Below are 23,009 nucleotides of genomic sequence, written 5' to 3' on the forward strand. Positions count from 1 at the left end.
TCAGGCATCTGAAATGACGAGTTAATTGATTATGCGTGATGTTGAAGTTGTAAAAGTACCGGTAGAACTCTACAAAATTCTGAAATTTGAAGGTTTGGTGAGCAGCGGTGCAGAGGCCAAAGCCGTGATCGCCGAAGGCCAGGTAAAGGTCAACGGCGAGGTGGAGATCCAGAAACGCAAAAAAATTATCCCGAACGATATTGTAGAATTTGGTGCGGAAAAATTGCGTATCGTGCTTCCATGAAATCACTCTGAATCAGTTATTGTAGCTGTATTGTCTGCAGCCTCAGAGCCGGTCATAGCTGCAAAATGGGCTGCATCACCTCTCGCCGTCGAGCAATTGGGTCACCTACCACCTGACTTGTGTTATTAAGCACCATCGTGGCTCGATTTGCACTTTCGTACGGTGTCCATTCAGGTAAAGCCCCCGCATTCGGATTCCCGGTGCGAGCAAAATGGATAATACTGTCACTTACCTTGCTGGCCAATGCCGCTGCTTCGCTGCTGTTGGCCGTCAGGCGTGACGCGTTGACGTTGTCAAAGACGAGCGGGATATCCAGCGTGTGCGGGCTCATGAAGCGGCCATTATCGGCGGGCGATTCCCAGCACAGATAATACAAATAGCAAGGTGCTCCACCCAGTGCCGCACGTCGCTCGGCAATGGTGATGGATGGCATGACATAACTTCGATCACTGGCAATTAGGAAATAAATTTCCGATGCTGATGCATTGGGATTTGCCTGTTGGTAGACATCAATGACGGCGTCGGCGTTGTCCTCGCCTGCGATGTTGGCAACCTGCCTGCGTAGCTGGCTGCTGTCCATGTTAAAGGCGCCAGGTGGTGAGAAATATGTCAACTCTGTGCGGTTGGCACCGACGATGACGGGAACATCCGGGTTAACGGGTGAAGCCTCCGGCCAGAATGGATGATGTGGAATCACATTACCCTCCATGGTTGGCGCAAAGGCACCACCGCCCACTTCCGCTGCCCCGGCTCCCACCGCGTGGTAAGCCGTCATCAGCCGCTCCAGTGGCACCTGCTGGATTGCCCTGACGTTATTGTGAGCAATGCCCAGGTTATCCAATACCATCTCAGCGAGCCGGGTCGCTTGCGCTTTTTCCGGCAATCTCAACGTCGCACCACTTTGAATAACCGCAGCATGGAACAGTCCTTTGGCTGCCGGAATACCGAGCATGGTGGCCACTTTTCGGCCGCCTCCGGATTCACCGAAGATCATTACCCTATCCGGGTCGCCGCCAAAGCTCTCAATATTATCCCTTACCCACTTCAGTGCATGGACAATATCCTGCATGCCCACCGTGCCGGATGAGGCAAAGTCACTGTCCAGCTCACCAAACTCTGTAAAGCCCAGCATGTTCAGTCGGTGGTTGATCGTCACGGTAACCACATCACCACGCAACGCCAGATTCGTACCGTCATACAGCGAAGAAGAGCCGGACAGAGAACGGAAACCGCCGCCATGTAGTCAGAACATCACCGGGCGTTTACCGCCATCATTAATACCGCGAGTCCAGACATTCAGCACCAGACAATTTTCGCTTTCATTGCCGTCCTGCTGACGCCCGGAGGCCGGGTCGCTTTGCGGCGCCGCCGGGCCGTAATCAAACGTCTCCCGATAGCCTGACCAGGGGGCAGGGTCCTGCGGTGGCATAAACCGGTTACTGCCGCTGGTGTCGGCACCATAGGGAATGCCTTTGAAGACATTGACGCCATTGATGCGTTTGCCTCGAACCCGGCCAAAGCGGGTTTCAGCATCCACTGTTGCCTCCTGTGCCAGGCTGAAGGTGCTGGGCAACAGCAGGCCGGAAGCCGATGCGAGCTTGAGGAAATGGCGGCGATCCATGGCAGGGGGCTTCATGGCTGTTCTCCAGTGACTTGTTGGCTGATTGAATGGCTGAGGCGTTGATGCCATTTCTAGCCCGGCCACCACAGACAGGTCAATTTGAACGGGACGCGATCACAGAAAGCTGCGATGAGTGCATGAAGTCAATATATGAATAATACTAATTGATAATTGAAAATATACCATTTTTGTTCATTTAAAGAGCCGAGTAAGCTTCACGCCAATCTCAATACGACGTCTTGTGGCTCAACGCTAAGGAACAGAAATGGCATTACTACACAATCTCGGCTTTCCGCGCATCGGCGCCAAACGCGAACTGAAGTTTGCCCTGGAATCCTTCTGGCAGGGTAGAACCTCGGCAGATGACCTGATTGCAGTCGGCGAGACCCTGCGCAGCAAACATTGGCAACTGCAAAAAAAACTGGACTGGTCTCCGGTCGGTGAGTTCTCTTTCTATGACCAGGTGCTGGACATGAGCTTCACCCTGGGCAATCTGCCTGAGCGTTTTCAGGGTTTTGACGGCAGCGATCTGGATAACTACTTCCGCGTGGCTCGTGGTCGATCTGCCGAGCAAGCTGAAGAGCAGGCCTGTTGCGCTGGTGTGGCGGCGGGTGAGATGACCAAGTGGTTTGACACCAACTATCACTATATTGTCCCCGAATTCAGCGCCCAGTCTCAATTTGAACTGGATGCCTCTCGTCTGCTGGCCCAGCTTGCTGAAGCGCAGGCCCAGGGCGTGAATGCCAAACCGGTCCTGATCGGCCCGGTCACTTATTTATGGCTGGGCAAGGCGAAAGATGACAGCAACAAACTGGACTTGCTGGATCAATTACTGCCGCTTTATCAGCAGTTGCTGGAAAAGCTGGCAGACCAGGGCGCAGAGTGGGTGCAGATTGATGAGCCGGTACTGGTCACTGATCTGAGTGAGGAATGGCTTGCAGCGCTTGAAAAGAGCTATGCCGTGCTGGGTGAGGGCAAGGCGAAATTGTTGCTCGCCACTTACTTCGGCTGCCTGCAGGATAACCTGGACACCTTTTCGCAACTGAATGTGCAGGGTTTGCACCTGGATGCGATCAATGCCCAGCATGAAGTCAGCAAAGTGCTGGCAGCACTGGGCAGTGATAAAGTGCTGTCACTGGGTGTGGTCAACGGTCGCAATATCTGGAAAACCAACCTGGTTGAAGCGCTGCAATGGCTGGAGCCGGTTGCCGGACAGTTGGGCGACCGGTTATGGCTGGCTCCTTCCTGTTCCCTGTTGCATGTGCCGGTGGACCTTGAGCAGGAAGAGCGACTGGATAAGGAGGTTCGCAACTGGCTGGCGTTTGCGGTGCAGAAGCTGGATGAACTGTATGTGCTGAAAACAGCGCTCAATAAAGGGCGGGCAGCTGTCTATCATGAACTGGAGGAGAACCAGCAAGCCCTGATCAGCCGCCGCCAGTCGTCCCGAGTGAGCCACCCGGAAGTCAGGGAGAAGGTCAGCAAAATCACAACACAGTATGGCCAACGCAACAAACCTTATGCTGAGCGTGCGCAGTTACAGCGCGAGAAACTGAAACTGCCTGACTACCCGACCACCACGATTGGCTCTTTTCCACAAACACAGGATATTCGTGCCACACGTCTGAAATTCAAGCGCGGTGAAATCTCAACGGAAGACTACCAGTCACTCATGAGAGCAGAAATCGAACACTGCGTACGGGAACAGGAAACCCTGGGCCTTGATGTGCTGGTGCATGGTGAGGCTGAGCGTAATGACATGGTCGAGTATTTCGGTGAACAGCTGGAAGGCTATGTATTCAGTCAGTTCGGCTGGGTGCAGTCCTATGGCTCGCGTTGTGTGAAACCACCGATTCTGTTTGGTGATATCAGCCGCCCGCAGGCAATGACCGTTGAGTGGACAAAGTATGCCCAGTCACTGACAGACAAGCCGATGAAGGGCATGCTGACGGGTCCGGTGACGATCCTGAACTGGTCTTTCGTTCGGGACGATCAGCCCAGATCAGCAACCTGCTTCCAACTGGCACTGGCCATCCGTGATGAAGTTCTGGACCTGGAGCAGGCAGGTGTGTCCGTTATCCAGATTGATGAGGCAGCCCTGCGTGAAGGATTGCCACTGCGCCAGTCACAATGGCACGCCTATCTGAGCTGGGCCGTGGAAGCCTTCCGCATCACCGCTAATGGGGTAAAAGACGATACGCAGATCCACACACACATGTGCTATTCCGAATTCAACGATATTATCGAAGCGATTGCTGAAATGGATGCCGATGTAATCACGATTGAAACGTCACGTTCGGACATGGAGCTGCTGGACGCCTTTGACCGGTTCAATTACCCGAATGAAATCGGGCCGGGTGTCTACGATATTCATTCACCGAATACGCCAACCCAGGAACATGTCGTCAAACTGATGCAGCTGGCTGCGCAACGGGTGCCCGCGCAGCGGTTATGGGTGAACCCTGACTGCGGACTGAAGACGCGTCGCTGGGAAGAAGTGCTGCCCGCGCTTAAAAACATGATTGCAGCGGCAGGCGTCTTGCGTGCGCAGGCCAGTTAGCTTTGAGCGACTCTGGCGTTCCCGTTCAATCCACATTGCGCTATATTGGCGGTCATTATGATGAAGGGTTGAACGGGGCCTTATGCTGGACAGACATCACCTGCAGATTATTTACTGGGTTAATGAACTGGGGTCGCTGACCGCAGCGGCTGAGCAGTTACACCTGACACAGTCTGCGGTCAGCCACAGCATCAAGAAGCTGGAGCAGCAACTGGATGTGCAGCTCTGGCTTCGTGATGGGCGTAAGGTCAGGTTGACCCCGGAAGGTGAAGCACTGTTGAGCCTGGCGGATCGTATCCTGCCTCAGTTTGAACAGGTAGAAGCCAATATCCGTCAGATCAGTCAGGGAGAGCGGGGGACGCTGCGTATTGGCATGGAGTGCCACCCCTGCTATCAGTGGTTGATGCAGGTTGTCCCCGGCTTTTTGCACCGGAATCAGGGCGTCGATATAGACGTTATCCAGAAATTTCAGTTTGGCGGCATGGCGGCGCTGTTCAATTACGAAATTGACCTTCTGGTTACACCTGACCCGATGCAGCATAAAGGGGTGGATTTCGTGCCGGTGTTTGACTACGAACAGGTGCTGGTGGTTGCCAGCCACCACCCGTTGGCAGACAAGCCCTTTGTCGAGCCGCAGGATCTGTTATCCCAGACGTTGATTACCTACCCGGTTGATATCGACCGGCTGGATATCTTTACTCACTTTTTATTGCCTGCAGAATGTCGTCCTGGCAAACACAAGCAGATTGAAGCCACGGAAATGATGCTGCAACTGGTGGCAGCGGGCCGGGGTGTGGCCAGCCTGCCGAAGTGGCTGGTGGAAACCTATCGGCCTGCCATGCCAGTGGTGCCGGTCAGGCTGGGTAAACAGGGTGTCAGCAAGCAGATTCACCTGGGGCGCCGCCATCAGGACCCGGCTGGCGCACTGGCCTGCCACTTTGTCACACAATTGCTGGACCAGTGACCAGTGACCAGTGACCAGTGACCAGTGACCAGTGACCAGCGTTTGTCGTTCAGCGTATGAATACGGGATTCGTCAGTTATTTCTTCAGTTCAAGCACCACCGGGCAGTGATCCGAGCCATAAATATGGTTCAGAATGGACGCATCGGATAAGCGGTCATGCAAGGCTGATGAAGCCAGAAAATAGTCCAGCCGCCACCCCACGTTCTTCTCTCTGGCACCGCCACGCATACTCCACCAGGAATATTTGACGGTATCGGGATAGAAGTGGCGGAAGGTGTCGGTAAAGCCGGCGTCGATGATACGGTCCAGACCATCAATTTCCTTTTGGGTATAGCCCGGGCTTTTGTTGTAATTGGCCTTGGGGCGGGCGATGTCGATTTCGCGGTGACAGACATTCAGGTCGCCACAGACGATGACAGGCTTGCTTTCTTCCAGCTTGCGCAGGTGGGTAAGGAAGTCGATATCCCACTGGGTCCGGTATTCCAGGCGCTTAAGTCCGGCACCGGCATTCGGGGTATAGACCGTCACCAGAAAGTAGTCGGTAAACTCGGCGGTGATCACCCGGCCTTCCTGGTCATGTTCTTCATGACCGATGCCATAACGCAGAGACAGTGGCGCTTTGCGGCTGATGACACAGGTGCCCGAGTACCCTTTGCGAATGGCGGAATAGGGGTGGATCTCGTAGCCCTGCAGCTCCTGCAAGGCTTCCAGCACCTGATCGTCCTGGGCTTTGGTTTCCTGCAAACAAAGCACGTCTGGCTGCATGCTGGCCACGGTGCTGACAAAGTCTTTTCTGACGGCGGCGCGGACGCCATTTACGTTCCATGATACCAAGCGCATGTTTCCCCCTCGTTTAGCAGGCCTCTAATATGCTATAACAGCGACATCCAAGGATTCGCATTCAAGCAGACGAAAGGCAGTATGACAACTAATATCACCATCAGCCCTGACGGCGTTGAACAGATTGCGCTGAGCAGCTATACGCGGCAGGCATACCTCAATTATTCCATGTACGTCATCAATGACCGGGCGCTCCCGCATCTGGGAGACGGGCTCAAGCCCGTGCAGCGCCGGATTGTGTATGCCATGTCAGAACTTGGCCTGAAATCAACGGCTAAGTTCAAGAAATCAGCCAGAACCATTGGTGATGTGATCGGCAAGTTCCATCCACATGGCGACTCAGCCTGCTACGAGGCCATGGTGTTGATGGCTCAGCCATTCAGTTATCGTTATCCATTAGTGGATGGCCAGGGTAACTGGGGCTCGCCGGATGACCCCAAATCCTTTGCGGCCATGCGTTATACCGAATCCCGCTTACGCAAGTACTCGGAGTTGCTGCTCTCTGAGCTGGGGCAGGGCACGGTTGAGTGGAAGCCGAACTTTGATGGCACCATGGACGAGCCTGCCCTGTTGCCGGCGCGTGTACCCAATGTGCTGCTTAATGGTGGTAGCGGTATTGCTGTCGGTATGGCCACGGATATTCCGCCGCATAACCTGCGTGAAGTGGTTAGCGCTTGTATTCATCTGCTGGACTCACCCAAGGCTGATCTTGCTGACCTGATGACACATGTCAAAGGGCCGGACTTTCCGACAGACGCTGAACTGATTACGCCAGCGAAAGATTTGCGAACGCTGTATGAAACCGGTCGTGGCTCGTTGCGTGCGCGGGCAGTCTATCGTGTTGAAGATGGGGATGTCGTCATTACGGCGTTGCCCTACCAGGTATCGGGCGCCAAGGTGCTGGAGCAGATTGCATCACAGATGCAGAAGAAAAAACTGCCCATGGTGGTAGACCTGCGTGATGAGTCGGATCATGAGAATCCCACGCGCTTTGTCATCGTGCCGCGATCCAATCGCGTCGATACTGATGAATTAATGATGCACCTGTTTGCCACGACCGATCTGGAAAAAACCTATCGGGTCAACTTCAACATGATCGGCACGGACGGCAAGCCGGGTGTTCGCGATCTGGTGTCACTGCTGAAAGAATGGCTGGCATTCCGGACAGAAACGGTGCGGCGGCGTCTTCAGTATCGCCTGAACAAAGTGCTGGATCGTTTGCATATCCTTGAAGGCCTGCTGGTTGCCTTCCTGAACATTGATGAAGTGATTCATATCATACGTACCGAAGACAAACCCAAGCCGGTGCTGATGGCACGATTCGGGCTGGATGAAATTCAGGCGGAAGCGATTCTGGAACTGAAATTACGTCACATGGCCAAGCTCGAAGAAATGAAGATTCGCGGTGAGCAGGACGAGCTGGCGGCAGAGCGTGACAAACTGGAAGCACTGCTCGGTTCGGATCGTCGCCTGAAAACGCTGATCAAGAAAGAGCTGACAGAGGACGCTGAGAAATTTGGTGATGACCGGCGTTCGCCGCTGGTGGAACGCAGTGAGGCCCAGGCCTTCAGTGAAACTGCATTGATATCTTCCGAGCCGGTGACAGTGGTATTGTCCAAACATGGCTGGGTACGCTCAGCCAAAGGCCATGAAGTGGACCCTGAATCCCTGCAGTATAAATCGGGAGACGGCTTCAAGTTTGCGGCTAAAGGGCGCAGTAACCAGCCCACGATTTTTCTCGATTCTACCGGTCGGTCCTATAGCGTACAGACGCATACATTGCCTTCGGCAAGAGGGCAGGGTGAGCCATTAACCGGTCGTCTGGCACCGCCTTCCGGTGCATCGTTCGAAGGTGTGTTGCTAGGCGATGACAAGCAGGCCATCCTGATGGCCAGTGATGCCGGTTATGGTTTTGTCACTGAACTGGGTAATCTGCAAAGTAAAAACAAGGCTGGTAAAGCGGCCTTGTCCTTGCCGAAAGGCTCCCGGGTTTTGCCACCGGTTGAAATACAGGACAAAGAGACTGACTTGCTGGTGGCAGTGACCAACGAAGGTCGCATGCTTTGCTTCCCCGTTGCGGAACTGCCCGTGCTGGCCAAAGGCAAAGGCAACAAGATTATCGGTATCCCGACCGGGCGTGTTGCCGACCGGTTGGAGTTTGTCGTCTCCATGGCCGTTGTTCCTGCCGGCCAATCGCTTACCGTGTACGCCGGACGGCGCCACCTGACATTGAAAGCCAGTGATCTGGAACATTATCAGGGTGAGCGGGGCAGGCGAGGCAATAAACTGCCTCGAGGTTTTCAGAATGTTGACCGGGTGTCGGTTACTGAAGATTGAGCCGACTTACCCCGTTTACTGCGTCATGGGGTGGCTCCCATGACGCACATTACTTCCTCAGCCAGTTGCCCTGGTCATCCTGCACAAAATGCCCCGGTTGCGTCGCCTCCACTGCCCGCGCATAGGCAAGCCGGGCGACATCTCGCAAGGCGACACCATTCTCATTGGCGATTTCCTGGTACCGCTCGCGGCGCTCGCGATTGACCCTCTGCACAAGTTCGCGCACTTGCTCTGGCACGTTCTGTTGTACCAGCGCGATGTACCCGTCACGCCCTTCTCCGATAAGGCCGGCCGACTTGGCCTCGTTCAGGGACATTTCCTGTGCATGGCTGATACCAACTGACAGCAATAACGCGAGCAATAGCAACGTACACTTTCCGAGGATGGAGGAATATTTCATAGATGGCAGCTCCTAAGTAGAGCGGGTTATCAGAACAGATCACTGTCCTGGGCAAATATATCGTCGAGCTCGCGCTCTACGCGCACCCGGACTTCGTGTTCAATACGCACGTTCAGGTTGATGGTGATGGGCTCTTCCGGCGCTGCCATCCGTACCGTTGGCGTACAGGCGGTAACTACAACCGCACAGAACAACAGCCCTGGCAGAGACCTCCGGTGCAGAATGCCTGTCTTTGTGCTTTGCATACGATTCCACCTGACGGGTTCAGAACAGTTGATGTCAGTATATCAGACTCACATTAACGGTGAATGAACAGATCGACTATTCTCCGCCTCTTTGTTGCAGCTGCACTGATTCCGCGATATCCCTGCCGGCCTGAAGGCTCTCCAACAGAGTGGGAATGTTGTCCTGGATGTTGATGTTGAGGTTGATGCGCTGGTTATCGATGGCCGGTGCCAGCCCTTCCATGCGCACCGACAGCAATAGCTCGCCGTCCGCCATGTAGTCGACATCTGCCTCCAACTGGCTGTAGTGGTAGTTGCTCAGAGCGCCGTAGGCCAGGTCCAGGTTGTTATTCCCGGTATCGGTCGAGCCACCCCGATAGTTGATAATTCCGCCGGGAGGCAGTGCGACGATGCTACCGTCGCTGACCGTCAACTGTGATCCGCGAATGGTCATCGGGATCTCGCCGTTGACGATGCCAGTGGCGATGATGCCTTCGTAGGCGCTGATCGACAGAATTTGCTCGATGTCGATGCGCTCCAGCAACAGCGTGTTGCTGTTGGTTTGCATCGTGGCGTCGTACACCATCTGATCTGCGGTAACTCGGCCAGCAAACATCGTCATCTCCGCATCGCGCAACTGGATCGCCGGCTTCGCACTGTCGAAGCGGTAGGTTGTCTTGATGTCCTCGATGGGAAAACCGACATCCAGGCGGCCGATACGGAATGGCTCTTCCGTTACGCTCTCCAGGTGCAGATCTTCCTTAAGCCGGGCGTGAAGTCTGGTATTCAAATTGAGGAAGCCGATGTTGTCGTAGAAGCCGGCGATGTCCGTCAGTTTAAAATCTACACTGCCGGTTACCACCGGCAGGAATTCCTCTTCCGGTAATCGCCACGTCAGTGCAGCTTCTCCGCCGAATACACCGGAGACCAGATCCACCGGTACTGGCAGCGGGTTGATGAAATCACTCAGGCTGTTGTCAGCGTCATCGAAAGTGATACTAGACACCTTGAGTATCCCCTCTCCTGTGGAGGTCGCCAGATCATGTTTACCATTGATAGAGGCGACAGTGCGACCATTGGACGTGGCTGATGCATCAAAGTCGAAGATGTCATTCTCTGCCACAATTTTCGTGTTAAGCGTCGTGTCCCACAGATTTATTGAAGTCAGGTTGGTATAGGTGTTGCTCAGTTGGAACTCAGTATCCAGCATGAATCGGCTGAGTGGTCGGGTGTCAAGGTGCTGTGCATGCAGATGCAAACCCATCATATGTTCACTATTGCGCAGGAGCGGCAGATTGATAGACAGTTCGCCGGTCTGCAGGTGCAGGTTCTCTATATTGGTCAGCGGAAGCGTCAAGCTGGCGGCTGCGTCAAGTGTCAATTCCGTGTCTCGTACTGACCATGAGGTAAAACCTCCTTCCGGCAGCAAGACTTGTGTTCCGGCAGAGACCTGTAACGAAAGGATGTTATCTTCCAGAGAACCTTGCATTGTCGGGACTGTCAATGAAGGCCCCTTTAGCTGCACCGGTTCCGACGGAGCAGCGTCAGAAAGTACCCATGTGGCACTTGTCGTTTCCACTGCACTGCTGGCGGAGAACTCACATTGAATCATGGAGAGGCACTGCAGCCGGTAGCCGGTCAGCGTCAAAGCCGTATTGCTCAGCTGGAACGCACCCGTATCAATGTTCGAGATATTCAGTGCCAGATGATCGCCATTTATTGTCCACTCCCATTCCTGGCTGGCACCTCCCTTGTCGATAACCAGCGTCATGGGTTCGTCCCAATGCCCTTCCACAGCCCCGGCATCAAAATCTGTGAACAGAGAGGCAGGAACTGTTATCTCGCCATCGGCCTCGATGCTGGCGATCAGCTGCAGGGTCTGCGGAATCTCCAGCGCATCAGGCACTATGGCCTGGAGCGCGATGTCGGCCGACAGCACCAGTGGCAGATTTGCCAATGCCGGTAACGATAACTGCTCCGCCACGGCCTTGATGGCGGGCTGAACGGTGTCATTGTCAAACAGTCCGGAGAGCCGGACCTGGAGTGTGTCGTTGCTCGGGATGACAGCGAGTTCCATTGCCAGTGCAGGCGATGACCCTGTCTGCGCGCGTATCTCAACCGCGAATGGCCAGGCCGAAGAGGTGGATGGCGGGCGCCCCTCCGTCTCGTTAACCTGCCAGGTCATATCGAGTTGCAAATTCGACTGCCCGTCACCGAGTTGCCCCGTCAACTGGTTGTCCTGCCAGTGCAGAAACAGCGCCATCGACTTGTCTGTGCGGCGCTGTTGTTCGGCAGGCAGGCGTTGGAATCTCAGGTCATCGATGTGGATGGACTGCAGAGGTGCCTGTCGAATTAGCTCGCTGACATCCGTCAGGCGTGGTGTTGGCGTGACTGATTCTGCTGTTGCTGCGCCGGCAGCCAAATCCAGATCCGCCCTGCTAATACGTACGCTCTGCAACTGTCCTTTGCGCAACCCGCTGACATCGTAGCTAATTTCGATGTCGTGGAAGCGTTGTACTCGCCCGGAACCGGTCACCTCGACAGCCAACGCTCCAACAGTGGTCCTGGCAAGAGAGGGTTGCACATCGTTGATTTCCGTAATGCGCAGGCCAGTGCCGTTCAGCAGACGATTGGCTACTGCCCCGGCAATATTGTCACGCCATAACCAGGCGGCAGTACCTGACAGCATCAGCAGGCTGGTCAGTACAACAGTTGCAGCTAGCAGTCGTTTCACTCCGCGCATACCTCTACCATTGGGTTCCGCAGGCGCAGGCCGTCACGATGACGGCTCACATGAGAGCAGATTGTACATCACCAGGGGCAGCAGTGGCTGTGTCCCTGGTTTGGCACATGGACACCAGAGGCTGGGTGCGGTTACTGAAGATTGACTGGCGGTGAATTATCACCAGATGAACTAATGGAGGCAGGCACAAACAGACCTGTCTCCAACTGCTCACTTGGTGTTTGCAGCGCATAACCCTGCACGTAATTGATATCCAGTTGCCAGAGCAGGGGCAGTAACTCTATATCTTCTATTAATGGCGCGATAACCCGGATATTTTTGCTGTGCAGGTGATTGACCACATCCTGTAACCGTTCGCGCTGCGGGGCATCCATATCAATGTGATGCAACATCACCTTGTCCAGTTTGGCGTAGGTGACATTGAGCTGGTCGACCAGCCTCAGCGGATCCAGGCTGCAGCCGAACTGGGAGATGGAAATTTCAAAGCCCAGCCCGATGGCATTTTCTGTAAATTGTCGAACACGCTCCAGCGCATTCAGGCTGTCAGGTTCGCTGATCTGCAAAATGAGTTTCTCCGGTCCTTGCCGGTATTTCTCCAGTTCCCGCGTTAACCATACCAGTAAGGTTTGGCTGGTGAGCGAGTTGGCGGTCAGATTTACGATCAGGCGAAGTTTGGATTCTTTGTGCTCGGCAAGCACGTTGATTGCCTTGCTGAGGACATAACGATCAATTTTTTCACCATAGCCATGCTGGTTAGCCTGGTCGATAAAACTGTGTGGCAGCAGTACCTGGCTGCCAATGGGTAACCGGATGCGGACTTCAAACCAGGGTGACCAGTCAGTTTGCAGGCTGACGATAGACTGGTAGACGATCTGTAATGATTCCTGCTCAACTGCTTCCCGCAACTGTGAAGAGACATCGGTTTTTTCCGAGTCTTGCAGGCCTCCCTGGCTGGGCAGCTGCAGTTGCATTTGCCGGGCAGACTGGTGCTGTCTTGCGCGAATAAATAATGTTTCGGCATCGGGAGCTTCGTCAGTGACCAGAGCAGAGCCGCAATGAAAAGTCAGTGTTAAACCGACCGGCAGCAATGTCTGAATGGTGCTTTGCAATTCTTCCAGTCGGGTAAGCAGCTCCTGGTCTGGCATCATTGATGAGCCGGGCAGCACAATGACAAAGTCTCCGCTGTCAAGGCGACCAATCTGCGCGTCGTCCGGACACTGTGCTTTTAGTTGACTGGCAATATCTCTGGTTAGTAGCCATGTGTCATTTTTACCTAGCACTGTTGATGCTTCGGTCATTCCGGGAATTGAAAGCAAAATCAGGCAGGAGAACTGGTGGTGATAAATGGCTTCACTGATGGCCTGGTCGACGCAGCGCGTGATGTGGGTTTCATTAAAAAGCCCACTTAATAGATCGCGCTGTCTGGCGTCCTGTATCTCTTTGTCATGTGCGGGGTTGCCGGAACGCTCGCGAGCAGTCAACTGGATATAGGCTTTGCCATTATTGTATATGGCGTGTTGCTGAAGGAGCGCATTGAACGTAGTGCCATCGGCCCGGCTGGCTTCAAATTCGCAATACCCGCCAGCTTGCAGCGGCGTTTTATTGAGGAACTCACGTACCTTTTCAACATCCTGCTCTGCGACGAGGTCCAGAAAAGGAACGCTTTGTACAGCATCCTGGTCATCAAAACCAAAGAACTGTTGCCAGGCTTCATTTGTTTCCTTATGCCAACCGTTTTTTATTGTTGCCACAGCAAGTGGGCTTTGCGACATCAGGCTGGATAGTCGTTGCTCCATTTCACGTACGCTGTTACTGAGCCGACGGTTCTCCCGCCTGAAATTGAGTTGCGACAGCTCCCGTCGTAATTGGTACACCAGTTGAATCTGGCCGCCTTGAGAGGTTAATTGATTAGCAGAGATGACCGCGGCAGCACCCTGGTTCATCAGGGGCAGGTGGCGGACGGGCGAGGGACTGATAATGAAACAGGGTATTTCATTGCCACTGGCAACGATCTGCTTAAGGATAGCTTCACTGGACAGTCCTGTTGCTTCGGTGAACAGCAAGGCCAGGTCAAAACTGTCTACGCCTGGTAACTGATCAGCAATGCCGTCAGCCGGACACTCTGCCAGCTGGCATGACATACCGGAGCGGCCCAGTAATGTCACCAGGGGCTCTGCCTGCTCCATGCAGCCATGACTGACTAGAATCGTGTAATTGTTTCGCAATGCATCCATAAATTTATATTAGCCTGGTTTTCGACGTTTCGCCGGGCTCTTCTCTGACCAGCGAGGGTACCAGAAAGCCGGGCAGTCGCGCCTTCAACTTGTCCATAAGCGCGAACGCCCTGTCGTCACTGACATTAAAATGCGCAACACCTTGTACGCGATCCAGCATGTGCAGGTAATACGGCAGTACGCCAGCTGCACTGAGTGACTCACTGAGTGCTTCCAGTGCATCGACATTGTCGTTAATGCCTTTCAGCAACACGCTCTGGTTCAATAAAGTGACATTGGCATTGCGTAACTTCTGCAGTGCCTGGGCGACTTCAGCGTCGATTTCCTGAGCATGGTTGATATGTACCACCATGACTTTCTGTAACTGGCAGTCATTCAGCCAGGTCAATAAGGACTCATTCACCCTTGCCGGAATCACCACAGGTGTCCGGGTATGTATACGTAATCGGCGGATGTGCGGAATTTCTGAAATTCTTTTTGTCAGCCAGGCCAAATGGCGGTCGTTGGCTGCCAGTGGATCACCGCCGCTATAGATGACTTCACGGATATCCGGGCGGTCGGCCAGCCACTTTAAGCTTTCCTCCCAATGGGCGCGACCAGGGATATTTTCATCATAGGGGAAGTGGCGGCGAAAGCAGTAACGGCAATGAATCGCGCAATGAGGAGCGGCAAGCACCAGGATTCGCCCCTGATATTTATGCAGAATACCGGCTTGCGGGTTAAAATCAGCCTCTGAGAGTGGATCAATTGTGAATCCGGGAGTATCATCGCCCTCTTCCATGATGGGCAAGACCTGGCGCAATAACGGGTCCAGCGGATCGCCCGGGCGCATGCGGCTGACAAAAGCGCGCGGCACCTTTAGCGGGAATGTTGCCAGAATATCGTCCGGGACAGGGTAATCGCCGGGAGAAAGATTCAGTATCGACAACAGTTCGGCTGGATCAGTAATCAGATCAGATAGCTGGCGTTGCCAGCTGGTCTCTTTGGCGACTAGCATCATGAAACATCAGGCCTGTATTCAATAATCAAAGTTTAACGACACACTAGTATATCAAGAGGTTTAGCATGGCGAACTTTTCCACAAATGAATTTAAACCCGGCTTGAAAGTGCTGCTGGAAGGTGACCCTTGTAGCATCCTGGAGAATGAATATGTCAAGCCAGGCAAAGGTCAGGCCTTCAATCGCGTCAAACTGCGTAACCTGATCAATGGCCGGGTCTGGGAGCGCACTTTTAAGTCAGGTGAATCCCTGGAAAGTGCGGATGTTATGGAAACGGACATGAGTTACCTGTACTCCGATGGCGAATTTTGGCACTTCATGAAAACAGACGGTTCATTTGAGCAGTTCGCCGCTGACAAAGCGGCGATGTCAGATGTGCTGGACTGGCTGAAGGAAGAAGAAGTCTATCTGGTAACGTTATACAATGATGCCCCGATCAATGTCACAGCGCCCAACTTTGTGGAGCTGGAAGTGACAGAAACGGATCCGGGCCTCAAAGGTGATACTGCCCAGGGCGGCAGCAAGCCCGCGACCCTGAGCTCTGGCGCGGTGGTTCGCGTCCCCTTGTTTGTGAATATCGGCGATGTGCTGAAAGTTGACACCCGTACTGGTGAATACCAGAACCGTGTTCGCTAAGATACCTGTGTTGCCGGGCTGATCTGATGACCGAGAATGCCTGGCGCCCCAGTGCGACAATCGGCGCGTTGCAACAACGCGCCCGTTCTTTGGCTTCCATCCGCACGTTCTTTGCCGAACGCCAGGTACTGGAAGTCGAGACCCCCCTGCTGTGTCACAGTACCGCGACTGATCTGCATTTGCAGAGCATGCAAGTAGAGCGGCCTTTCCCGGGCGCACCGGTATATTTGCAAACCTCCCCAGAGTTCGCCATGAAACGCCTGCTAGCGGCAGGCAGTGGTGCAATCTACCAGTTATGTAAAGCTTTTCGGCAGGATGAACAGGGGCAGCGGCATAACCCGGAATTTACCATGCTGGAGTGGTATCGTCCGGACTGGAGCGTCGAGCAGTTAATGGCAGAAGTGGAAGCATTGTTGCGATATTGTCTGCCTGAGGACAGTCCGGCTTTGCCATCCGCTGCATTTGCACGAATCACCTACCGTCAGCTGTTTTTGCGTGAGCTGGGGTTTGATCCTATGCGTATTGCTGATGAGACGCTGGCGCTCAATGCCAGTGAGCTGTTACAGGTAGAGTTGTCGGATATGTCTCGGGATGACTGGCTCAACCTGCTGATGGCAGATTGTATTGAACCGCGCCTGCAGTCAGCCGTGTTTGTCACGGAGTTTCCTGCCAGTCAGGCCTCACTCTCGCGTATCGAGAAGGATGCAGAAGGTGATCCGGTGGCGCATCGTTTCGAACTGTTTTGTCTGGGCATGGAGATTGCCAATGGCTATCAGGAATTAACCGACGCCGCTGAGCAGCAACATCGCTTTGCAGCAGACAACCGTCAGCGACAGTTACAAAACCGGCCGGAAATTCCCGTGGATACCCATTTACTGGCAGCGTTGGAGCATGGCATGCCCGACTGCGCTGGTGTTGCCCTTGGTGTGGACCGTTTGATCATGTTGGCCCAGCAGGCAAATTCGATTGCAGACGTGCTCAGTTTTACATCAGATCATGCATAACCGGTATTGAGATGATAATCTGAGACATAAACAAGTGAATAAGAAGAGATTTGATATGTCCGCACCTGCCGATGAAAGCAAACGTGATGTGCTGAACGCAATTAAGCGTTCTCGCAGTCGCTTGATGGTCTGCTTTCTTACTTTCCCCTTGTATGTCATCGCAGTGACTCGCCTGCTGAATAATGGTCAGGATACCACCTGGCTGATGCTGGTATACATGGCGATTTATGCTGCTTTTGGCATCGCAATGACGGTGAAGCGTTGCCCGGACTGCAATGAGCAGTTTTTTGTTAAACAGTATTTTCTCAACCCGTTTCGTCGCACCTGTGCGCACTGTGGTTTGTCTTATTCAGAAAGATAACCTGTGCAATACTTTCTTACTTTAACTCATTCAGGGGAAGTACATTTTCAGGTAATAGCCGGCTGACCGTTTCGTCAGTCGGGTATTGTCCTGATGTCCAGCCCAGGCGAACCACAATCAGGTTTTCCGAGGGCACCATCATCATGAACTGCTGGCGGTTGCCGGTGGCCGAGAACGTTGTTTCGGGCAGGCTTGGCCAGCGTTTGTCTGCACCGCCGGTGTTCAGCCACCATTGATAGCCATAGGAGCTGGTGTTTCCTGCAGGACCGGGCTGCAATGATTTTTCTATCCAGTCTTCGGAGACCACCCTGGTACCGTTAATCGTCCCCTTATTAAGCATCAGTTGCCCCAGGCGAGCCCAGTCACGAGCCGGGGCAAAGAAATAGGAGCTGCCAACGGGAACACCGGCGGCATCGGGTTCAAACACAGCATGCTGAAATCCCAGCGGACGGGCAATGTCCTGGCGATAAGCCGCCAGAGATGATTCTAGTGAGGCGCCAGTATTAAGAAAGTAAAGCCGGCTTAGCAGCGTTGCGGTGCCGGAGCTGTAATGAAAATGGCTGCCAGGCTCGTGCAAAAGAGGGCGTGATACGGCGTAATCAGAGGCAGCCGGGCCGGTGAACAGCATTTTAGTGACGTCATCGCCAGGGCTGTAGTCCTCGATAAAGGAAAGTCCGTCAGTCATGGTCAGCAAGTGCTGTAACGTAATCTGCTGGCGCTCATCATCGGCCCATTCAGCGAACACAGGCTGAATATCTTCCTGCAATCTGCCGGTATAAACCAGGTTGCCAATCATGATGCTGCTCAGGCTTTTGGCCATGGACCAGCCGAGCAGTGGCGTCTCGGTATCAGTTTGTTGTGCATAGCTTTCAGCGACGATTTCACCGTTATGCACAACGAGCAACGCCCGGGTATTCAGTCCCTGTTCGTTGTCGCTGCTTACGATACTGTCAGTCAGACGCTGCCAGGCGGGCTGGATTGTATCGACGTGATTGCCAGCAGGCCAACTGGCAGGTGAGGGAGTGAGCGGGCTGTGTTCATATTCGGCTCTTGCTGCATAACCGCTGAATTCCGTATAGCAGCCGATGCCGTTGCGATAACTGGCTGTGGTTTCCGCCAGCCCCTGCAATGAAGTGGTAACCTGCCTGTTTTCATCGTCATAGGAAATGCTGAGATATTCGAGAATCGGTGAATACTGGATCAGGTCTGACTTTGCCTGGGCTGGCGTAAAGCCACTCACATAACGGGCACTGCATAACAGTTTGGCGCCGATGCCGCTGGCGACAGCAGGGGCGTTCAGGAGGTAGGTTGGTGTGAGGCCAATAAACGATAACAGGGTGAGCAGAAAGATCAGGGGCAGGATGAGGAACCAGAATGTGCGTTTAAGTGCTTTCATCAACTGTATTCACCGATTGCGTGCGCCAAATATGGCCGAGCCGACGCGAATGATTGTGGCGCCCTCGGCAATGGCGGCTTTGTAGTCTGCGCTCATGCCAATGGACAATGTATCGAACTGATCATACCGGGCCTGCAGTTCTCTGAACAAGTCTGACAGCGGGCGGAACACAGCACGTTGCGCCTCATAGTTATCAGTCGGTGCGGGAATGGCCATCAGTCCGCGCAGGTGCAGCCTTGGTAGCGGGGCAATGGCTTCGCACAGGGCGCCTACCTCGTGCAGTGCGACCCCGGACTTGCTGGTCTCATCTGACAGATTGACCTGAAGGCAGATATTGAGGGCTGGCATCGAGTCCGGGCGTTGCTCACTCAGTCGTCGGGCAATTTTAAGGCGGTCCACACTGTGCAGCCAGTCAAACGCAGCTGCAATATCCCGTGTTTTGTTGGATTGAACTGGGCCAATGAAATGCCAGCGCACATCCTTCATTGGGTGGTCTTCGTCAGCCAGTTGCTCGATTTTGACGAGTGCTTCCTGCAAGTAGTTTTCGCCAAAATCACGAGCGCCGGCCTCGTAAGCCTGACGAATTTTGTCGATGGCATGTGTTTTGGTGACCGCCAGCAATTGCACGCTGTCAGGAGAGCGCTGGCAACGGGTCGCCTCTGCCGCAATATCGGCCATGACACGCTGATAGTTTTCTATAATGGTGTGTTCTGTCATGCCAGTATATTAGCATGACAAAGCCGCTGATCGTCATCACGACCAGCGGCTCATCAAAGAGGGTTGCGGTGGAAGGTGAAAGTGGGTCAGTCCAGCCAGCGAGCTTCTTCTTCCAGGCTCAGCGGTGCACCAACCATAATGGTATCAAGTACGCCATCCAGTGCCTGGTTATTGGCAGAGGCGGGCTGATAACTTTCTGACAATTGTTCTGTGGAGCGGATAACAGCCACCTGTTCCCAGTCTTCGCCGTCACGGCAGGCAATCTGGTTGCTGCTGCCATCCTGACTGTTAACACTGAACTGACGACAGAAGCGTTCATCTGTATCGACAAAACTGAATCCGGCCAGCATCGATTCCGTTGACCCAATTTCTACCTGCTCGCCGCTGGATACCGAATTAAGTGCGTCAGCAACAGCCGGGCTGAGGGCATGGCTGCTACTCCCAGTGCCAAGGAGGTTGCCACCGGCCAGGCCAACAGCCAGTGCCAGTGATGCGGCCAGTGCCGCCCAGCGCAGTGCAGGTTTATTGCTGGCGTTGTGCGTGGGCTTGCGTAGTTGTCGAAAGGCCTGCAGGTCAGCCACATTACTGTCCTGTTCAGCGCTTTCGAGGAGGCGCGTAACGGCGTCCGGCATGGGCGCTTCATCAATCATTTTGGCGCTTTGCACAAAGCTGGCGTTAGCAGCTGCCAGTTCAGCGAAACGAGCGGCCAGCTTAGGGTCAGCCACCATTGCGTGATTCACTTCCTGGATTTGCTCCGCATCCAGTTCGCCATCCAGCATGGCTGATAAAATTTCATCATTAATTTGCATCATCACCACTCTCCCAGCTTACCCGGCGGCAAGCAATTCAGCCAGTTTGCAGCGTGCTCTGGATAGCCGGCTCATCACCGTTCCCACAGGTATTTCGAGCTCTGCAGCCACATCTTTATAGCTAAGTCCCTGTATGGCTACCATACTGAGTACAGCGTGTTGATCTTCAGGCAGGTTTTTCATGGCAGTCATCACCTGGTTTAACTGTAATTTGCCGTGGACTTCACGTTCGCCATCCACCTGGCCGCTTTCGAACACTTCCGGGTCGACGTCGACCGTCTTGCGGATCTTTCTTGCACGATATTCGTCAATCCAGAGATTTCTGCACACGGTAAATGCCCAACGTGATAGATCAACGTTTTCAGGTACACCTTTGCTCAGAAGACGTTCTACGGTCGCTTGCAACAGGTCGTCAGCATCATGAACAGATTGTGTCAGTGACCAAGCGAAGCGTCGCAGGGCCGGTAACAGGGCCGTCAACTGAGCTTGCATATGCCCCTGTACTCCTTTCTTAATTAAACAACGGGTGGTAGTTTACTTTATTCCGGGAGGAACCGGATTTTTTTTATGTTTTATTCGTTCTAGTTGGTATGCGATTAAGCACTATGAACAAACAGACACGATACATCTTGCTGGTTGTGGTTTTTGCCTGTATTTACGCGATAGGCAGCTACCTTAATTCGCGAGCGCAAAGTTTACCGGAATCATCGGCGGTAATCGAATACCAAAATGGTTTGCCCGCAGAAGCAATTTTCGAGCAAGTGATCGAAAACACAGCCTCAAGTGGAGCGCGTGCAGGCCAGGCAGATGGTTTGGTGCTGGCCGGACAGCAAACTGATACCCCAACATCGAGCCTTGAGTCCGTCACGGAGCGCCTGCAGAGTGACCTGTCAGGACAGCAGCAAAGTCGCCGGGAGGAAGTTCAGGCACAGAACAGTTCTAGTATCAGTGCTGTGCAACAAGAACCCCTTCAGGCGCTGGCACAGCAAAGCCAGGCTGCCGGGTTGCTTCCGCCTTTGCCGCAGCGCCTGGAAGTGACGGGGCCGGATGGCGAAACTGTTTATGTGGAAGTTGAGGTTGCGCCGGGTGTTCGCACAATCGAACGCGAATGGATTATGCTGGTAACTGAGGAGCAGCGCCAGCAATTGTTTATTGATGCGCCGGAACTTCTGCCTTATTTGAGTGACAGCACAGAGTTTGGTGTGTTGAATGCCGAAGTGCTGACATTTGTCATTCCGGCATCACTGGATGCGGATAATGCAGTTCTGGAACTGGTACCGGAAAACTTTCGCACATTGATAGACAGAAATCATGTCTATCAAGTGCAAAATCTCGAAGAGAGGGCTGCCACGCCAGCAGGTACACCATCTGTAGTAAATGAGCAGGTTTCATTATTGACGCCCATGTCGGCTGTCTGCAATGAACCAGTGTCTATAGGCATGATCGACTCTGCCATCCATAATGGCCACGCGGTGTTTCGGGATTTAGTACCAGGCCGGTTGCAAATCAGGCGTTTTCTGGCGCCTGAATTAATCAGTCCGCTGGGTCATGGTACAGCAGTGGCAAGTGTTCTGATTGGCGAGGATCCGGCTTTGGGGCCGTTATTGCCAAATGCCAATGTCTATAGTGCAACAGCCGTACACGGACAAGATCGTTATCGTCAGGGAGCAACCGCTTTGAATCTTATGCGGGCGCTGGGTTGGCTGATGGAGCAGAAGGTCTCCGTTATCAACATCAGTTTAACGGGGCCAGAAAATCGTGTGCTCAAACAGGCCCTCGACCTGGCCATGGAAAGTGGCGTTGCAGTCGTTGCCGCGGCTGGTAATCACGGCGCTCATGCACCACCGGTCTTTCCCGCCGCATACCCTGGAGTCACTGCTGTGACTGCGGTAGATCGTCAGGGCGGGATTTATCGTTGGGCAAATCAGGGAGAGCATATTGATTATGCTGCCCTGGGTGTCGATTTGCCGGTTGCCAGGGATGATGGGCGCATTGGTTCTCAGTCGGGCACTTCTTTAGCTTCGCCTATTGTTGCTGCTTATCTGGCCTGCGAAGCAGCTCAGTCTTCCGGCAACATTCAACTGGCTCAACGTCAGTTGCAGGCGCGTAGTAAAGATGTGGGTGAGCCAGGTCATGACAGCATCTTTGGCTATGGCATCTTACATCCGACGATCAGAAACTGATTTCAAGGTCGGGATTTTGCCGGTTTTCGCGGTATTCGGTACTTGGTAGTTGTGCTATAGCCTGGTATTGAAAACTCATCAAAGCAATAGCCGTACATAACGTTGTGGTGATGAATGTGAATGGTCGGTCTATTAATAAGGTGGCTGGTGAAAAACTCTGAGGTCTGTCGATGATAGGCTCCATAACGTCATTACCTTTTCCTTTATCGTACTCAGAAGTGGTCGCCTGGGCAGGTGTAAACCTGCCCAGGAAATGACTAACGTTAACTGGCTCTTGAGTAGTCAAAATGGTTGCTGATAATGGCGCCCATCTGGACGGCAGCGTCAGCATTGGCTTCCACTTCGGCTTCAGCACGAGCCTCGTCGCTGCGTGATTCTGCTTCTTCAGCCATTTCCTGGCTGCTTTGAATGCTGGATTCAACGGCGGATTCCGCTTCCTCTTCAACTTGTACAGCTTGCTCTGCCGCGTTTTCACTTGCTTCAATTGCGGCTTCCGTATCGGTATTAGCTGAGATTTGGCCATCCAGCTGAGCATCGGTTGTGCTGTTGATATTGTCAGTGTCCAGAGTTGTGTTGCTGTTGACTTCACCGCTGACATCAACGTCCGGTTCAAGCGGTGACACCTGAGCTGTCGCAACGGCCGTGCTAAAAGTGGTTGCACAAGCCAATGCAAGCATGGAAGGCTTAAAAACGTTGTTCAGGTTAAACGTCATCATGTCAATACCTCCTTTTGAGTGTC

At 53.6% G+C, this 23,009-nt stretch carries 19 protein-coding genes and 1 pseudogene; 8 read left to right on the forward strand and 12 right to left on the reverse strand.

Annotated elements, in window-relative coordinates; translation table 11 throughout:
* The first annotated feature begins 31 nt into the window (after nt 1–31).
* Nucleotides 32–244 carry an RNA-binding S4 domain-containing protein gene (locus PSCS_RS08220; RefSeq protein WP_068811608.1) on the forward strand — a complete coding sequence of 71 codons (213 nt, stop codon included), beginning with the start codon at nt 32–34 and terminating at the stop codon, nt 242–244.
* 52 nt (nt 245–296) lie between these two features.
* Here PSCS_RS08220 and PSCS_RS08225 read toward each other — a convergent pair.
* Nucleotides 297–1,934, reverse strand: a pseudogene (locus PSCS_RS08225) (carboxylesterase/lipase family protein).
* 196 nt (nt 1,935–2,130) lie between these two features.
* Here PSCS_RS08225 and metE point away from each other — a divergent pair.
* Together metE and PSCS_RS08235 are read left to right on the forward strand one after the other, a co-directional pair.
* Nucleotides 2,131–4,422, forward strand: a complete 2,292-nt coding sequence (gene metE / locus PSCS_RS08230) for a 5-methyltetrahydropteroyltriglutamate--homocysteine S-methyltransferase (protein ID WP_068811610.1) — start codon at nt 2,131–2,133, stop codon at nt 4,420–4,422.
* Between the two features lie 82 nt (nt 4,423–4,504).
* Nucleotides 4,505–5,386: a LysR family transcriptional regulator gene (locus PSCS_RS08235; protein ID WP_068811612.1), complete on the forward strand. Its 882-nt coding sequence runs from the start codon at nt 4,505–4,507 to the stop codon at nt 5,384–5,386.
* A gap of 76 nt (nt 5,387–5,462) precedes the next feature.
* Here PSCS_RS08235 and PSCS_RS08240 read toward each other — a convergent pair whose 3' ends face one another.
* Nucleotides 5,463–6,227 (reverse strand): exodeoxyribonuclease III, encoded by a 765-nt coding sequence (locus PSCS_RS08240; RefSeq protein ID WP_068811614.1) that lies wholly within the window; start codon nt 6,225–6,227, stop codon nt 5,463–5,465.
* A gap of 81 nt (nt 6,228–6,308) precedes the next feature.
* Between PSCS_RS08240 and parC the strand changes: the two genes are divergently transcribed.
* A complete protein-coding gene (gene parC / locus PSCS_RS08245) occupies nt 6,309–8,564 on the forward strand; it encodes a DNA topoisomerase IV subunit A (protein ID WP_068811616.1) in 2,256 nt (751 codons plus the stop codon).
* A gap of 49 nt (nt 8,565–8,613) precedes the next feature.
* On the opposite strand, the gene PSCS_RS08250 is transcribed toward parC, so the two are convergent.
* The 5 genes from PSCS_RS08250 to epmB form a co-directional block, all read right to left on the reverse strand.
* A complete protein-coding gene (locus PSCS_RS08250) occupies nt 8,614–8,964 on the reverse strand; it encodes a YdbL family protein (protein WP_068893763.1) in 351 nt (116 codons plus the stop codon).
* Between the two features lie 29 nt (nt 8,965–8,993).
* Nucleotides 8,994–9,209, reverse strand: a complete 216-nt coding sequence (locus PSCS_RS08255) for a YnbE family lipoprotein (protein WP_082866452.1) — start codon at nt 9,207–9,209, stop codon at nt 8,994–8,996.
* 76 nt (nt 9,210–9,285) lie between these two features.
* Nucleotides 9,286–11,922 (reverse strand): intermembrane phospholipid transport protein YdbH family protein, encoded by a 2,637-nt coding sequence (locus PSCS_RS08260; protein ID WP_157885670.1) that lies wholly within the window; start codon nt 11,920–11,922, stop codon nt 9,286–9,288.
* Between the two features lie 140 nt (nt 11,923–12,062).
* Nucleotides 12,063–14,165, reverse strand: coding sequence for an EAL domain-containing protein (locus tag PSCS_RS08265; protein WP_068811623.1), 2,103 nt, complete (start codon nt 14,163–14,165; stop codon nt 12,063–12,065).
* A gap of 4 nt (nt 14,166–14,169) precedes the next feature.
* On the reverse strand, nt 14,170–15,165 hold the full coding sequence (gene epmB / locus PSCS_RS08270; protein WP_068811625.1) for an EF-P beta-lysylation protein EpmB: 996 nt from the start codon (nt 15,163–15,165) through the stop codon (nt 14,170–14,172).
* 65 nt (nt 15,166–15,230) lie between these two features.
* On the opposite strand from epmB, the gene efp reads away from it, so the two are divergent.
* Genes efp through PSCS_RS08285 form a run of 3 tightly spaced genes read left to right on the forward strand, consistent with a single transcriptional unit; the run spans nt 15,231 to nt 17,165 of the window.
* On the forward strand, nt 15,231–15,800 hold the full coding sequence (efp, locus tag PSCS_RS08275; protein WP_068811627.1) for an elongation factor P: 570 nt from the start codon (nt 15,231–15,233) through the stop codon (nt 15,798–15,800).
* Between the two features lie 26 nt (nt 15,801–15,826).
* Complete coding sequence (gene epmA / locus PSCS_RS08280; RefSeq protein ID WP_068811629.1) at nt 15,827–16,804, forward strand: EF-P lysine aminoacylase EpmA; 978 nt, start codon at nt 15,827–15,829, stop codon at nt 16,802–16,804.
* A 55-nt stretch (nt 16,805–16,859) separates the two neighbouring features.
* The gene (locus tag PSCS_RS08285) at nt 16,860–17,165 is read left to right on the forward strand and encodes a hypothetical protein (protein ID WP_068811631.1); all 306 of its coding nucleotides are present in this window, start codon (nt 16,860–16,862) and stop codon (nt 17,163–17,165) included.
* A gap of 16 nt (nt 17,166–17,181) precedes the next feature.
* Here the strand turns inward: PSCS_RS08285 and PSCS_RS08290 are convergent, their stop codons facing one another.
* The 4 genes from PSCS_RS08290 to PSCS_RS08305 form a co-directional block, all read right to left on the reverse strand.
* On the reverse strand, nt 17,182–18,561 hold the full coding sequence (locus tag PSCS_RS08290) for a serine hydrolase domain-containing protein (protein WP_068811632.1): 1,380 nt from the start codon (nt 18,559–18,561) through the stop codon (nt 17,182–17,184).
* Nucleotides 18,562–18,570: 9 nt separating this feature from the next.
* Nucleotides 18,571–19,278: a YggS family pyridoxal phosphate-dependent enzyme gene (locus PSCS_RS08295; RefSeq protein WP_068811634.1), complete on the reverse strand. Its 708-nt coding sequence runs from the start codon at nt 19,276–19,278 to the stop codon at nt 18,571–18,573.
* Nucleotides 19,279–19,364: 86 nt separating this feature from the next.
* On the reverse strand, nt 19,365–20,090 hold the full coding sequence (locus PSCS_RS08300; RefSeq protein ID WP_068811636.1) for a hypothetical protein: 726 nt from the start codon (nt 20,088–20,090) through the stop codon (nt 19,365–19,367).
* Between the two features lie 15 nt (nt 20,091–20,105).
* Nucleotides 20,106–20,579 carry an RNA polymerase sigma factor gene (locus PSCS_RS08305; RefSeq protein ID WP_068811638.1) on the reverse strand — a complete coding sequence of 158 codons (474 nt, stop codon included), beginning with the start codon at nt 20,577–20,579 and terminating at the stop codon, nt 20,106–20,108.
* A 113-nt stretch (nt 20,580–20,692) separates the two neighbouring features.
* Here PSCS_RS08305 and PSCS_RS08310 point away from each other — a divergent pair, with 113 nt between their 5' ends.
* Nucleotides 20,693–22,270 carry a S8 family serine peptidase gene (locus PSCS_RS08310; RefSeq protein WP_068811640.1) on the forward strand — a complete coding sequence of 526 codons (1,578 nt, stop codon included), beginning with the start codon at nt 20,693–20,695 and terminating at the stop codon, nt 22,268–22,270.
* Between the two features lie 263 nt (nt 22,271–22,533).
* Here the strand turns inward: PSCS_RS08310 and PSCS_RS08315 are convergent, their stop codons facing one another.
* The gene (locus tag PSCS_RS08315; RefSeq protein WP_068811642.1) at nt 22,534–22,986 is read right to left on the reverse strand and encodes a hypothetical protein; all 453 of its coding nucleotides are present in this window, start codon (nt 22,984–22,986) and stop codon (nt 22,534–22,536) included.
* Nucleotides 22,987–23,009 lie beyond the last annotated feature (23 nt).

Source organism: Pseudohongiella nitratireducens, from assembly GCF_001642735.1.
GTDB lineage: Bacteria > Pseudomonadota > Gammaproteobacteria > Pseudomonadales > Pseudohongiellaceae > Pseudohongiella > Pseudohongiella nitratireducens.